A 13,756-nucleotide genomic window follows, 5' to 3' on the forward strand; every position below is an offset into this window, starting at 1 on the left:
TAATATCTATAAATAAATGAGCACACAAACAGATAGCAACAAAAAAGACCTTCTTCGCGGAGGGCAGTTTCTGGTAAAGGAAACCAATGCAGAGGATGTTTTCACACCGGAAGATTTCTCCGATGAGCAAAAAATGATGCGGGAGTCGGTTCAGGAATTTGTGAATCGTGAGATCATGCCCAAAAGGGAAGAATTCGAAAAGAAGAATTATGAGCTCACCGAAGAACTAATGAGAAAAGCCGGGGAAATGGGCTTTTTAGGCGTCTCTGTTCCGGAGGAATATGACGGACTTGGAATGGGATTTGTCACGACTATGCTGGTGGTAGATTATATATCGGGAGCTACAGGATCTTTCTCAACGGCTTTTGGAGCACATTCAGGAATAGGTACTTTACCTATCACGCTTTATGGAAATGAAGAACAGAAGAAAAAATACCTTCCTAAGCTTGCCACAGGAGAATGGTTTGGTGCCTATGCTTTAACAGAACCCGGAGCAGGTAGTGATGCCAATTCAGGAAAGACGAAAGCAGTCCTTTCTGAAGACGGCAAATATTACAACATCACCGGACAAAAAATGTGGATATCCAATGCAGGTTTCTGTAATATGATGATCGTTTTCGCCCGAATCGAAGATGACAAAAACATTACCGGTTTTATTGTGGAGTATGATTCGGAGAATCCTAATGGAATCTCTTTGGGGGAAGAGGAAAAGAAATTGGGAATCCACTCCTCCTCTACCCGTCAGGTATTCTTCAATGATACTAAAGTGCCTGTGGAGAACATGCTTTCAGAAAGAGGGAACGGCTTCAAGATCGCAATGAATGCTTTGAATGTGGGCCGTATTAAATTGGCAGGAGCTTGTTTAGATGCACAACGAAGAACAATAGATGCGGCAGTAAAATATGCTAATGACCGGGTGCAGTTCAAAACACCTATTTCTCAATTCGGTGCTATACAGTCTAAAATTGCAGAGATGGCTACTTCGGCTTATGCAGGAGAATCGGCTTCATATCGTGCTGCAAAAGATATTGAAGACAGAATTAGCATTCGTCAGGAAGAAGGGAACTCTCATCAGGAAGCTGAGTTAAAAGGTGTAGAAGAATACGCCATTGAATGTTCCATCTTAAAAGTGGCAGCTTCTGAAGATCTTCAGAATTGTACCGACGAAGGTATCCAAATCTTTGGTGGAATGGGCTTCTCGGCCGATGCTCCAATGGAATCTGCCTGGAGGGATGCGAGAATTACCAGAATATATGAAGGCACGAATGAAATTAACCGTATGCTTTGCGTGGGAATGCTCGTAAAGAAAGCCATGAAAGGGCATGTTGACTTGTTAGGTCCTGCCACAAGAGTAGGAGAAGAACTTACCGGAATTCCTTCATTTGAAAAGCCCGATTTTTCTGAACTCTTCGCTGAAGAAAAGGAAATGGTCAAAAAGTTGAAAAAAGTATTCTTGATGGTTTCCGGTAGTGCAGTTCAAAAATTTGGACCGCAACTTGAAGATCATCAACAACTGTTGCTCGCGTCAGCCGATATTCTTATCGAGATCTACATGGCAGAATCTGCTATACTAAGAACCGAAAAAAATGTAAACCGCTACGGCGCCGATACTCAAAAAGAGCAAATAGCCATGGCAAAATTGTACCTGTACCATGCTGTTGATATCATAAACAGCAAAGCCAGGGAAGGCATAATCTCTTTCGCTGAAGGAGATGAACAAAGAATGATGTTAATGGGCTTGAAAAGATTTACGAAATATGAGAACCATCCAAATGTAGTTCAACTAAGAAATACAATTGCCGAAAAAGTGATTTCTGAAAACCATTATCCATTTTAATTTATAATTTGCATCAATTAAATCCTGATTAAGGTCGCCACTGGCGGCCTTTTTCTTTTGTTATTTTTTTAACAGCCTATGTGGATTGCGTTTTTTAGTTTGGGGAAAATCATATTATGGGAGATACTACCAGATACATTTTAATTTTCTTAGCAGCCTTACTGGTACTGTATTTTATATTACATTTTTTATTAAAAAAACTTGGGAGGGATCCCCGGAACATACTTCCCCATAATATTGCCAGCCGACTAAAATTCCCCCTAATTATTCTTTTCATTGCAGTTGCTATACAGGCAGGGCTTATCAACCGGGAAATTATAACCGATGAAGACCAGGTTAATTTCTTTCAGCAAATTCGTTCCATTTTTCTAATTTTTAGTTTTACCTGGTTTATAATAATTGCAATAAGAATTGCTAAAAATCAATTTTTAAAGCGGTTTGATGTCACTACTGCAAATAATTTGCGTGCCCGTAAATTTTACACTCAGTTCAACATTATTGAAAGGATAGCGATTTTCGTGGTAGTGATTTTTGGATTAGGAATTGCCCTCCTCACCTTTGACGGGGTGGAGGAAATTGGGGTAAGTATCCTCACCTCTGCCGGAATAGCAGGGATAGTTCTGGGGCTTTCGGCTCAAAAAGTTTTTGGGACTATTTTCGCCGGGATACAAATTGCAATTGCACAACCTATACGCATAGATGATGTGGTTATTGTTGAAGGGGAATGGGGTCGAATTGAAGAAATAAAATTGACTTATGTGGTTGTTAAGATTTGGGACCAGCGACGATTAGTTCTGCCAACCACCTACTTTATTGAGGAGCCTTTCCAGAACTGGACGAGAAATTCTTCCGATATTCTGGGTACCGTCTACATTTATACCGATTTTGATGTGCCTATTGACAAGCTAAGAGAGGAGCTTACCCGGCTGCTCAATGCCACAGATTTGTGGGACCGGAAAGTAAATGTTATCCAGGTCACCGACCTCACTGAAAAAACTATGGAACTCCGGGCTCTAATGAGTGCTAAGGATGCACCTACAGCATGGGATCTACGGGTTTATGCCAGGGAAAATCTTCTTAAGTTCATTAAAGACAATTACCCCGGCAGTTTACCACGTACACGTCTTGAAATTAAAGAAGGTCTTCCTCGCCAAGAAGAATCTTCAACCGGGCTTCAGAAGTAATATTTTGTGAAAAATTCATTGCAGTTTCAATCAATGCGAGGTGTGAATACGCCTGTGGGAAATTTCCCAATAGGCGCTTCGTCTCGAAATCCAGATCTTCACTAAACAAGCCCAGGTGGTTACTGTAGGAAAGCAATTTATCAAACATCTTCATTGCTTTCTTCTTCTCTCCTATTTTATATAAGCTGTTGATAAACCAAAAGGTACAAATAGTGAATGATGAAGAAGGTGTACCAAAATCATCTTTGTTTTTATACCTGAATAAAAGTCCGTTATAACAAAGTTCCCTTTCTGTAGCCTTCACTGTACTAACATAACGTGGATCCTTAGCCTTTATAAATCCATAATTTTCCATCAACAATGTTGATGCATCAAGATCACTGGAACCATAGGACTGGGTATAAGCCTGGACCTCTTCATTCCAACCGCGATGATAAATATCATCGTAGATCTCCTGTCGCAGGTTTTTCCACTTCTTGTCATTGATCCCGTTCCTTAAGATTTCGCCTATCTTTACAGCTCTGTCTATTGCTACCCAGCACAACAACTTTGAAAAAGTGAAATGCCGCTCCTCGGTCCTGAATTCCCAAATCCCTTTGTCTGGCTGTTTCCAATGTTCTTCAACGATGCGCACGATACCCCGCACAATTGTCCAGAGCTCTTCGCTGTTTTCCAGAGTGGTCTCAAACCTTAAAAATTGCTGATAAATAACTTCCATGAGAATCCCATAGATGTCATTTTGCTTTTGAATATATGCTGCATTACCAACGCGAACGGGTTTCGATCCCTCATAACCCTCCAGGTGAGTGAGGATATTTTCGGTCAATTCTTTTTCACCATTGATCCCGTACATAATCTGCAACTTTTCATCTTTATTGGGAATAAGATCAATAATGAACTGCAGGAAGCTTTCTGCCGATTCGCGGTGTCCTAAACTGGTCATTACTTTTATTACCATTGAGGCATCTCGAATCCAGCAAAAACGGTAATCCCAATTCCGCACTTCACCGATGGTTTCTGGAAGGGAGGTGGTTACAGCGGCAAGGACTGCTCCCGTTTTTTGGTAACTCATAGCCTTTAAAACCAGCGCACTTCGGTTTATAGCCTCATCATAATGGGGGAATTTGGTGGTAGATTCACTCCAGTTCATCCAATATGTTTTGGTTCGCTGAAACTTTAGATATGCCCTTTCCAGATTCTGTTCTCTTAATTTTTCATGATAACCCATTAAAAAATATGTATTTCCCTCCAGAGTTATCTCCTCCCCGTTCAATACCTGGTCGAGATCCAGGCCAGTGTAGAGATAAAGGGAATCATATGTGCCTTCTTTAGTAAAGCTCTTAAGATAATAGCGGTGATTCTCGGTGAAAGTTTCTTCCCGGGCATAGTTTAATTTGGGTTGATAACTTACTTTAAACTTAGGAGAACCTTTTAGAAGATGAACATATCGCACTACATCGGGCGGGGTATAAAAATCCCCGTCATCCTCTCTATATCGAGGCATGAAATCAATCACCTGGAAAGCTGCTTCTTCCGAAGCAAAGGTGGTGCACAGAATATTAGTTTTTTGAAGATATTTTTGTGAAATATTATAATCTGGCGACACTTCAAAAGAAAAATGTCCACCTTTATTCTTGTCAAGCAACTTCGCAAAGACTGAAGCTGAATTAAAATTAGGCAAACAACACCAATCCAGAGAGCCAGATTTGTCAATTAGAGCAGCACTTTTGCAATTGCCAATTAATCCGTAATCTAATGTATTCATTTGGTCTTAAAGTTCTTTTAAAATGGTAGGGTGCTTATTTTAATTTTCGGAAATTTAAGCAAAATGAATAAGATACAACCCGCATAAATTTAACTATGGGCAAAACAATAATTATTTCCAATCGCCTACCCTTACAGATAAACATTACCGAAGATGAAAAATTAGAAGTTACACCCAGTGTTGGAGGACTCGCCACAGGACTTAAGAGTTTTCATCAGGAAGGGGATAGTATATGGATTGGATGGACCGGTCTTGCTTCTGAAGATATTCCCGACGGTATGGAAGACGAAGTAAGATCTGAAGCCAAAAAACAAGGATGTGTGCCGGTGTCTCTAACAACTGAGGAAATAGAAAAATTCTATTACGGTTTTAGTAATCGAACCATTTGGCCCCTGTTCCATTATTTTATGGAATACACAGAATTTCAACCAGATCATTGGGAAGCATATAAACAGGTTAATGAAAAATATGCACAGGCAGTTGTAGAACGTCTTGATGATGACGATGTAGTTTGGGTACATGATTACCAATTATTATTGTTACCCGAATACATCCGAAAGAAAAATTCGAAAGTAACAATTGGATTTTTCAACCACATACCTTTCCCGTCTTCAGAAGTTTTCAGAACCCTTCCATGGAGAGAAGAAGTACTAAAGGGTATGTTAGGAGCAGATCTAATTGGTTTTCATACCTATGACTATGAAAGACATTTTCTACGATCTGTGAACCGCATTTTACGGTATGATATAAACTTTAACAGCGTAAATATTGGCAGCCGTATTGTGAGATCAGATTCTTTTCCAATGGGAATTGATTACAAGAAGTTTCACAATGCTGCAAAAGAACATTTCGATCAACCCAGAAGTGAAAATTCAGACATTCAAAAAAAGCTGGATTACCACAAATATGTCACTCGTAATACCAAATTAATACTTTCCATAGACCGCCTGGACTATACAAAGGGAATTGCCAACAGGATAAGGGCGTTTGGTTATTTTCTGGAAAAGTATCCGGAGTATCAGGAGAAAGTAAGACTTATTATGCTGGCCGTACCTTCCCGGACAAACGTTCCGCAATACCAGTTATTGAAAAAGGAAATAGATGAGCTGGTTGGAAGAATCAATGGTCAATTTGCCACTATAAACTGGACGCCTATATGGTATTTTTACCGTTCCATGCCTTTTGAGAACCTTATTGACCTTTACACCTCTAGTGATGTTGCCCTCATTACTCCTACTCGTGATGGCATGAACCTGGTCGCAAAGGAATACGTAGCCACGAGGACAGATCAAACCGGCGTGCTTATACTAAGTGAAATGGCCGGGGCGGCACACGAGTTAAATGAGGCGCTTATCATTAACCCGAACAATTTTGAACAAATAGTTGACACCATAAAATTGGCTCTGGAAATGCCCGAGGAAGAGCAGGTACGCCGCAATAAAATCCTCCAAAAACGACTTAAACGATACAACGTAGAAAAATGGGCCAAAGATTTTATGAAAAGCCTGCGGGAAACCAGGGAATCCCGAAAAGCTTTTAGAGCGATTCAGCTTTCAGAGAATGTCAAAAAGGACCTTTTTGATAAGTATAGTGCAGCACAGCGGCGCATTTTGTTCCTTGATTATGACGGCACTCTTCGGAAATTTGTCGATAAACCTGATGAAGCCATGCCAGATCCCGACCTTTTGCAATTGGTTACCAGGCTGGGAGAACAAAAGAATACCCGTGTTGTATTAATAAGTGGAAGAGATAAAGAGACCCTGGGAACCTGGTGGAAAAACATCCCTATAGAATTAATTTCTGAACACGGAGTTTGGAACAGACCCGTGAATGAAAACTGGCAATTAACAGAGAACCTTAACAATAACTGGATGGCTTCCGTTCGTCCTGTATTAGAAACCTATGTAGATCGCACTCCCGGAACTTTTATTGAGGAAAAAAACTTCTCCCTTGCCTGGCATTATAGGAAAGCTAACCCTGAACTAGGAGAAGTAAGGGCAAATGAACTTTCGGCAGTTCTCAAAGACATGATTTCCAACCATGGGCTCACTGTATTACAGGGAAATAAGGTTCTGGAAATTAAGAATAGCGGAGTTAATAAGGGTAAAGCAGCCAATAAATTGCTGGTAGAGAAATACGATTTTATTTTTGCCGTAGGAGATGACTGGACAGATGAATACCTGTTCACAGAATTACCAGATCAAACCGTAACTGTGAAAGTGGGAAGAAACAAGACTGAAGCTAAGTACTGTATTGATGATGTAGATGAAGTACGTGAGTTATTGTGGCAGTTTGTTAGTTTAACCAGATAATTCGGAGTCCAAAAACTGTTAAAAAGGAGCAAAAACAAACAAATATTTTAATGCAACCTTAACTACGTATTTCCCTACGAATCATTGGAATAAAGTAAATTAGCATTTCGATTTTAACCATAATCAATTTTTAGAAACGAAAGAATATGAAAACAGGTAAAATTTTAGCAGGAATACTTTCAGGAGCCGCTGTTGGTGCTATAGCAGGCTTATTATTTGCACCAAAAAGAGGATCTGAAACACGTAAAAATATTGCTGATAAAGGCAACGAATATATGTACGGTGCCAAAAGCAAGTACAATGATCTTAGTGATAATCTTTCTCACAGGTATGACTCTGTAAGATCAAAGATTAAGGGAAAGTCTAAAAAACTTCAAACAGAAATGGACGGAGATGACAAGATCATTTACTAAGACTTCCTGAAGTATAAAGCAAAGCTGCATGGAAATGCAGCTTTTTTTATGTCTTTTTTTATTATTTTGCCCACAAAGAAATCAAAAAATAATTATGCTTAAAAATGCCATTTTTGCCACCCTTTTATTGTTCGGTCTTAATAATTATTCACAAGAGGTAGCACCACCACAGGTAGACCTTCGAATATATGATATCATTGAAGCCGTCTCTGCCGACGAAATTGAAGCCGATATTCGTCGCCTCGCAGGGTTTGGTACCCGAAACACTTTTAGCGATACTGTCTCCGACACTCGCGGAATTGGAGCTGCCCGAAGATTCATAAAAGCCGACCTGGAAAAAATTTCCAATGACTGTAATGGCTGTTTGGATGTTTTCTATCAAAAAGACTTTGTTACCAAGGAAGGTAACAATCGCGTACCAAAAGATGCGTGGGTTGTAAATGTTGTAGCCGTTCAAAAAGGTACGAAATATCCAAATCGTTATATTATTATGAGCGGGGACATCGATTCTCGTGCTAGTAACACTATGGATTTTACTACAGATGCTCCCGGAGCTAATGACAATGCGAGCGGAATGGCCGGCGTAATGGAAGCAGCACGGGTTCTGTCAAACTACGAATTTGAGAACAGCATAGTTTATCTCGGTCTCTCCGGAGAAGAACAGGGACTTTTTGGCGGCCAAGGTTTTGCGCAAATGGCCAAGGATGAGGGCTGGGAAATTATTGGAGTTCTTAATAACGATATGATTGGCAATATTGAGGGAGTTGATGGAGTTATTGATAACCGGGCCTTCAGAATCTTTTCTGAACCCGTTCCTCCTACCGAAACAGAAAATGAAAGAAACATGAGGAGATATTATGGCGGGGAAGTAGATGGCATTTCACGGCAGTTAGCCCGCTATGTTCATCGTACTACTGAAACCTACATGCCCGAAATGAACCCGATGATGATCTACAGGCTCGACAGATTTGGACGTGGTGGACATCACCGGCCTTTTAACGATCTTGGTTTTGCCGGAATAAGAATAATGGAAGCCCATGAAAATTACACTCAGCAGCACCAGGACATACGCACAGAAGACGGGATTGAATATGGAGATGTGGTCGAACATGTGAATTTTGACTATGCCGCAAAACTTACTGCTGTGAATGCAATAACAATGGCCAGTCTTGCCTGGGCGCCTCCTGCCCCTAAAGAAGTTGCTATTGGAGGGATAGTAGAACCTTCAGCTAAATTAAAGTGGGAAAAAGTTTCCGGGGACAACGTGGCCGGTTATAAGGTCTATTGGAGAGAAACCACGGCACCGCAATGGGAACATTCCAGATATGTTGGTGATGTAGATAATTTCACTCTTGAAGGCATAGTAATTGATAATTTCTTTTTTGGAGTATCAACTGTCGGAAAAAACGGAAATGAAAGTGTAGTGGTTTTTCCTTCTACCACGTTCAGAGACTAAAAAAAATAAATTTAAAGTTAAAAATAGGGATCAAACGATCCCTATTTTTTTAGAGTGACCAATGGCTTTTCCGCTATCCTGAAAGTAGCAGGTTGCCACTCCAAGATCTTCGATATTTTCCAAAACTTTTTTAACTTTCTCCTTCTGTTTCCTGGAAGTCTGACGAATATAAATTGCCCTGATGTTCATGGGAAACATTTTTACAATTCGCTCATATAAATATGGATCATGTTGAGAATCATCCCCCATGAGCACATATTGAAGTTGTGGATAGAAAGAAATAATATCTTTAATCTTGATAAATTTATGGTCATGGCCTCCCCTGCCGGTCAACAGAAAATCACCAAGACCTGTTTTAATATCTTTAAGTTTGATGACAGCCTTGGGCAATTTATGCTTACGGGCAAATTGCAGAATAAACTCGTAGAGATTCCATTCACTGCTCGATACATAAAAGAAAGAATTAAACTGTCCCTCCTCCTGTCCCGCTCTGCTTAGAGCCCGGTAGTGGGGCACTACATCATCAAATACCTTACGATTATCAATATTTTGCGTAAGAATCACATAGAGTTTTTTAAAAAAATTCTCGGTATGTGATATTAAGAATGTATCATCAATATCGGAGATAATTCCGAGTTTACCTTTAAATGGCTTCAGCAGCTCTCCTATTTCTACAATGCCTTTGTCTCCTATTTCACAAATCACTTTGTACTCGTGCCATCCACTTTCAAGAAATTTATTATAAGGCAGATTGAAACGAAAATAACCATCTTTAGTAGTTTTGGTTACCACTTCCAGGTCTTTAAACCGGAGTTTTACGGTGGCATTGTTAATGGGGCTAATAGTAAACATCTTATAAACCGATTTTGCATGTCGGTAACCCCTTCGGTCAATCTCATATTTATCTGGTGCCCAGGATTTAAATACATGTCCAAAAACGACTAATTCCAGATCATTTACATAACCTCTATAGAGTTTAATGTCTAACCGCATATTTATTTTTTTTTAACTGCCTATCCCTTCCAAAATAGTTAATTTTGGGCAGAAGCTCAACAATATGGCCGATTTTAGCAGGGTTTTAATGGTAGTCAACCCTATTTCTGGTGGAATAGATAAATCAGACATCATTGAAGAAGTAAAGAAACAGGTAAAGGAAAAGGATCTCGACCTGGAAATTTATTATACCAACGGAAAAGATGATAAAGAAGCCCTCTTTTCTCAAATAGAGTCTTATGCTCCTCACCGTATTCTTTCTGTAGGTGGAGATGGAACTATAAAATTAATAGCTGAACTTCTTAAGGATGATTCTGTGCCGATCGGTATTTTTCCGGCCGGTTCAGCAAATGGCCTCGCTGAAAATCTGAACCTCCATGGAAGTGACGATTATCTAACAGGTATAGCTTTGGGAGGTAATTTTAAAAAACTGGATTCTATTTTAATAAATAATGAGCTATGTCTCCACATTAGCGATATAGGGTTAAATGCTGAATTAATTAAAAATTACCAGGACGGGAACATCCGCGGAAAACTAGGATACATTTTAAATTCTATTCCTACTCTTATTAAGAGTGATTTTCCTTTTCAGTTCGACATTGAAGTGGATGGAAAAAAAATTTCGCGTAGTGCAGTACTTCTAGCTATTGCAAACGCGAAGAAATATGGTACAGGAGCCAATATCAATCCCAATGGCAGGTATGATGACGGCAAATTTGAAATCCTCATCTTCAAAGAGTTTAATATTCCCCAGATCCTTAAGACTTTTCGGGAAAATGTGGAACTGGACGAGGATTTTATTGAAATCATTTCTGCCAAAGAAGCGCGTATCTGCAGCGAAAAAAATATTCCATTTCAAATAGACGGTGAATATCGTGGAGACATTCATGATGTCACCGCCCGAATTTCCCCTGTGAAAATTAAAATTGCAGTTCCTTAAAAAAAATTCTCTACATCTTTGACTATGCTAGCATTCCCTCAAATAATTAGGCTTTTTAATGCTTAATTAACAATATTTTAGGCTGCCATTAATCAATTTAGGCATTGAATTGAGTAATTTAGATTCAAAACTAACTAATAAATAAAACAATTATGGCAGAGATCAAAATCGAAAAGAAAAAACCAATTTGGCCATGGATCATCCTGGTTCTGGTAATTCTGGCAATATTATACTTTTTAGTATTTGCCGACGATGACGAGGAGGTTCTTGATGAGATAGAAACTGAACAGGTAGAAGAAGTCTGGGAGGAGGATGAAGTCGAAACCACTAACTGGGACGATGAGGAATGGGACACCGGTGAGGGAGTTGAAGGTTATTTAACCTACATCTCAGATAATGAGAAAATGGGTATTGACCATGAATACACTAATAATGCTATACTCGAGCTTATAAATGCTGTTCAGGCAAAAGCCGATGAAATGAATTATGACATTAGTGCCGATATGCAATCTGTACGTCAGGATGCACAACAAATTGAAACAGATCCTATGTCCCTGAATCATGCAAACACGATTAAAGATGCAGGAACAAAGCTGGCCAATATTTTGGAAAGGATGCAACAGGAAGAGTTTCCCAATCTTGCCAGTGATGTAGAGGAAGTTAAAACTGCAGCACAAAACATCGATGCTTCTACCCCAACCCTGGACCAAAAAGATCAGATTAAAGAATTTTTTGATGAGGCTGGTGAGGTCCTGAGAAAAATGAGCTAAACTTAAAAAGAAAAATATGTCAGATAGAAAAGAAAATAGAAAACATTTGTTTTACCTGCATGAGCTTTCCGACTTTAAAGTAGATAGCGATGATCCCGATGTAAGAGGATGGTCGGTTAAAGATGTCGACAATAAAGTTGTTGGAAAGGTAGACAACCTGTTGGTAAGTAAAGAAAAAAAGAGAGTTGTATATCTCGATATAGAAGTAGACAAATCTATAATTGATGCAAATCATGATCCTTACGGTAAACCGGCATCGGGCGATGTACACGAATTTATAAATAAGGAAGGAGAGAATCATCTAATTCTTCCAGTAGGATTGGCGAGATTAAATGTAGACGACAAGTTTGTTTATACAGACAAAATTGACCACCGCACCTTTGCCGAAACTAAAAGAGTAGAAAAAGGCTATGACGTAGATCGCGAATATGAAGTGGTTGTTTTAGAATCCTACAACAGGGACGATCGCCAGGACCGCGATGAGGAAAGAAGGGTAGTAAAAGATACCGACAAGGAAAGAAGTACTTCTGACCGCGACCGGACTTTAACAGATAGAGATCGTGGAGCTGTAGATCGCGACCGTGATCCTCTCACCGGAAACGAATCCGGGAAATATTCCGATCGTCGCAACAGCGGAACTATTCCGGAAGATGACTCTTTCTATGATAGAGGAGAATTCGACCAAACAAAGTATCGAAGATAACAGGTTTTTACCTGTATAGACCAAGGCTTTTAAAGAGTATTTTTTTTCCATTCTGGAAATCACTGAAGAGACCATACCGCGTATCTTCGATGTAGAAATGGGATTAAAGGTACTTTTTAAAGGCCTTTTTTATAATTTAATCATGGCTTATGAACTATAAAAAGATAAAATTCACTAATTCAGAAGGACTTGAACTTTCCGGCTATCTTGAACTTCCTTTGAACAGGCACCCACACAGTTTTGTACTTTTTGCTCACTGCTTTACCTGTAACAAAAATTATTTTGCAGTAAAAAACATTGCCCGCGCCCTTTCAGCAAAAGGTTATGGCGTCCTGCGATTTGATTTTTCGGGACTGGGAGAAAGCGATGGGGAATTCGCAGATACAACTTTTTCAGGTAATGTAGAAGATTTACTGGCGGCTGCAGAATTCCTGAAGTCGGAGTATAAAGCACCGGAAATGTTGATAGGCCATTCCCTAGGAGGGGCAGCAGTTATATTTGCTGCAGATAAATTACCTTCTGTAAAGAGTGTAGTAACTATTGCTGCTCCATCTTCTCCCGTACATGTAAAACACTTGCTTAAATCAAATCTTGAAGAGATTGTGCAGAAAGGTGTGGCTGAAGTAAATGTGGGCGGCAGGAACTTCACTATTAAAAAGAATTTTCTTGATGACATCACCATTCACGACCTAAATCAATTTGCCAAAGATCTGAATAAGGCCTTTTTAATTATGCACTCCCCACAAGATAAGGTAGTGGAGATTAGCAATGCAGAGGCTTTATATAAAAGCGTGAGGCATCCTAAGAGTTTTGTGTCACTTGATGGTGCAGATCATTTATTAACCAACAACAGAGACTCGGAATATGCAGGTAGCGTGATCGCCTCCTGGGCTTCGCGGTATCTACAGATCCCTGAAGAAAAAGAGTTGCTTACCGAACACCAGGTGGTGGCCAATTTGGGGAAAAACGGCTTTACTACCCATATGAGAGCCGGGAGGCACTACTTCACAGCCGATGAACCTAAATCTTTTGGTGGCGACGATTTTGGTCCTTCCCCCTACGAACTTCTCTCGGCAGGACTCGCGGCCTGCACTTCAATGACAATCCAAATGTACTCCCGTAGAAAAAAATGGCCTCTTCAAAATGTAGAAACTCATGTGGATCATAAAAAAAGTCATGCTGAGGACTGTGAAAACTGCGAAAGAAACACTGCTAAAATTGACATTTTTGAGAGGGAAATAGTCCTTGAAGGAAATTTGGATGAACAACAACAACAGAAGTTATTGGAAATAGCCGATAAGTGTCCTGTTCACCGAACCCTGTCGAACAAAGTCAAAATTACTACACATCTAAAAAAAATTGAAGGTTCAAAATAGTAATACC

11 protein-coding genes are annotated in these 13,756 nt (G+C 39.7%); 9 read left to right on the forward strand and 2 right to left on the reverse strand.

The features are described 5' to 3' along the window. The first annotated feature begins 16 nt into the window (after positions 1 to 16). The gene (locus H148_RS0105150) at positions 17 to 1,837 is read left to right on the forward strand and encodes an acyl-CoA dehydrogenase family protein (RefSeq protein WP_029033849.1); all 1,821 of its coding nucleotides are present in this window, start codon (positions 17 to 19) and stop codon (positions 1,835 to 1,837) included. A gap of 116 nt (positions 1,838 to 1,953) precedes the next feature. Next, a complete protein-coding gene (locus tag H148_RS0105155; RefSeq protein WP_029033850.1) occupies positions 1,954 to 3,021 on the forward strand; it encodes a mechanosensitive ion channel family protein in 1,068 nt (355 codons plus the stop codon). Here the strand turns inward: H148_RS0105155 and H148_RS0105160 are convergent. After that, positions 2,969 to 4,786 carry a glycoside hydrolase family 15 protein gene (locus H148_RS0105160; RefSeq protein ID WP_029033851.1) on the reverse strand — a complete coding sequence of 606 codons (1,818 nt, stop codon included), beginning with the start codon at positions 4,784 to 4,786 and terminating at the stop codon, positions 2,969 to 2,971. The genes H148_RS0105155 and H148_RS0105160 overlap by 53 nt on opposite strands. A gap of 95 nt (positions 4,787 to 4,881) precedes the next feature. On the opposite strand from H148_RS0105160, the gene H148_RS0105165 reads away from it, so the two are divergent. The 3 genes from H148_RS0105165 to H148_RS0105175 all read left to right on the forward strand — a co-directional run bounded on the left by H148_RS0105165 (position 4,882) and on the right by H148_RS0105175 (position 8,967). Further along, positions 4,882 to 7,098 (forward strand): bifunctional alpha,alpha-trehalose-phosphate synthase (UDP-forming)/trehalose-phosphatase, encoded by a 2,217-nt coding sequence (locus tag H148_RS0105165; RefSeq protein ID WP_029033852.1) that lies wholly within the window; start codon positions 4,882 to 4,884, stop codon positions 7,096 to 7,098. Between the two features lie 146 nt (positions 7,099 to 7,244). Next, entirely contained in the window at positions 7,245 to 7,511 is a 267-nt protein-coding gene (locus H148_RS17280; RefSeq protein ID WP_051286199.1) for a YtxH domain-containing protein, read from the forward strand. A 94-nt stretch (positions 7,512 to 7,605) separates the two neighbouring features. Then, positions 7,606 to 8,967, forward strand: a complete 1,362-nt coding sequence (locus H148_RS0105175) for a M28 family peptidase (RefSeq protein ID WP_037324617.1) — start codon at positions 7,606 to 7,608, stop codon at positions 8,965 to 8,967. A 30-nt stretch (positions 8,968 to 8,997) separates the two neighbouring features. Here H148_RS0105175 and H148_RS0105180 read toward each other — a convergent pair whose 3' ends face one another. Then, positions 8,998 to 9,960, reverse strand: coding sequence for an App1 family protein phosphatidate phosphatase (locus H148_RS0105180; protein ID WP_029033854.1), 963 nt, complete (start codon positions 9,958 to 9,960; stop codon positions 8,998 to 9,000). Between the two features lie 64 nt (positions 9,961 to 10,024). On the opposite strand from H148_RS0105180, the gene H148_RS0105185 reads away from it, so the two are divergent. The 4 genes from H148_RS0105185 (at position 10,025) to H148_RS0105200 (ending at position 13,749) form a co-directional block, all read left to right on the forward strand. Further along, a complete protein-coding gene (locus tag H148_RS0105185) occupies positions 10,025 to 10,900 on the forward strand; it encodes a diacylglycerol/lipid kinase family protein (RefSeq protein ID WP_029033855.1) in 876 nt (291 codons plus the stop codon). Positions 10,901 to 11,052: 152 nt separating this feature from the next. After that, positions 11,053 to 11,670 carry a hypothetical protein gene (locus H148_RS0105190; protein ID WP_029033856.1) on the forward strand — a complete coding sequence of 206 codons (618 nt, stop codon included), beginning with the start codon at positions 11,053 to 11,055 and terminating at the stop codon, positions 11,668 to 11,670. Positions 11,671 to 11,686: 16 nt separating this feature from the next. After that, a complete protein-coding gene (locus H148_RS17285) occupies positions 11,687 to 12,373 on the forward strand; it encodes a photosystem reaction center subunit H (protein WP_211222975.1) in 687 nt (228 codons plus the stop codon). Positions 12,374 to 12,522: 149 nt separating this feature from the next. Further along, on the forward strand, positions 12,523 to 13,749 hold the full coding sequence (locus H148_RS0105200) for a bifunctional alpha/beta hydrolase/OsmC family protein (protein WP_029033857.1): 1,227 nt from the start codon (positions 12,523 to 12,525) through the stop codon (positions 13,747 to 13,749). Positions 13,750 to 13,756 lie beyond the last annotated feature (7 nt).

The organism is Salinimicrobium terrae DSM 17865 (assembly GCF_000424665.1).
Taxonomy (GTDB): Bacteria; Bacteroidota; Bacteroidia; order Flavobacteriales; family Flavobacteriaceae; genus Salinimicrobium; species Salinimicrobium terrae.

Excerpts from the sequence above, each read along its gene's own strand:
- H148_RS17280 (WP_051286199.1), top strand. The coding sequence starts at position 7,245 with ATGAAAACAGGTAAAATTTTAGCAGGAATACTTTCAGGAGCCGCTGTT.
- H148_RS0105190 (WP_029033856.1), top strand. The coding sequence starts at position 11,053 with ATGGCAGAGATCAAAATCGAAAAGAAAAAACCAATTTGGCCATGGATC.
- H148_RS0105185 (WP_029033855.1), top strand. The coding sequence starts at position 10,025 with ATGGCCGATTTTAGCAGGGTTTTAATGGTAGTCAACCCTATTTCTGGT.
- H148_RS17285 (WP_211222975.1), top strand. The coding sequence starts at position 11,687 with ATGTCAGATAGAAAAGAAAATAGAAAACATTTGTTTTACCTGCATGAG.
- H148_RS0105200 (WP_029033857.1), top strand. The coding sequence starts at position 12,523 with ATGAACTATAAAAAGATAAAATTCACTAATTCAGAAGGACTTGAACTT.
- H148_RS0105150 (WP_029033849.1), top strand. The coding sequence starts at position 17 with ATGAGCACACAAACAGATAGCAACAAAAAAGACCTTCTTCGCGGAGGG.
- H148_RS0105160 (WP_029033851.1), bottom strand. The coding sequence starts at position 4,786 with ATGAATACATTAGATTACGGATTAATTGGCAATTGCAAAAGTGCTGCT.
- H148_RS0105165 (WP_029033852.1), top strand. The coding sequence starts at position 4,882 with ATGGGCAAAACAATAATTATTTCCAATCGCCTACCCTTACAGATAAAC.
- H148_RS0105180 (WP_029033854.1), bottom strand. The coding sequence starts at position 9,960 with ATGCGGTTAGACATTAAACTCTATAGAGGTTATGTAAATGATCTGGAA.
- H148_RS0105155 (WP_029033850.1), top strand. The coding sequence starts at position 1,954 with ATGGGAGATACTACCAGATACATTTTAATTTTCTTAGCAGCCTTACTG.
- H148_RS0105175 (WP_037324617.1), top strand. The coding sequence starts at position 7,606 with ATGCTTAAAAATGCCATTTTTGCCACCCTTTTATTGTTCGGTCTTAAT.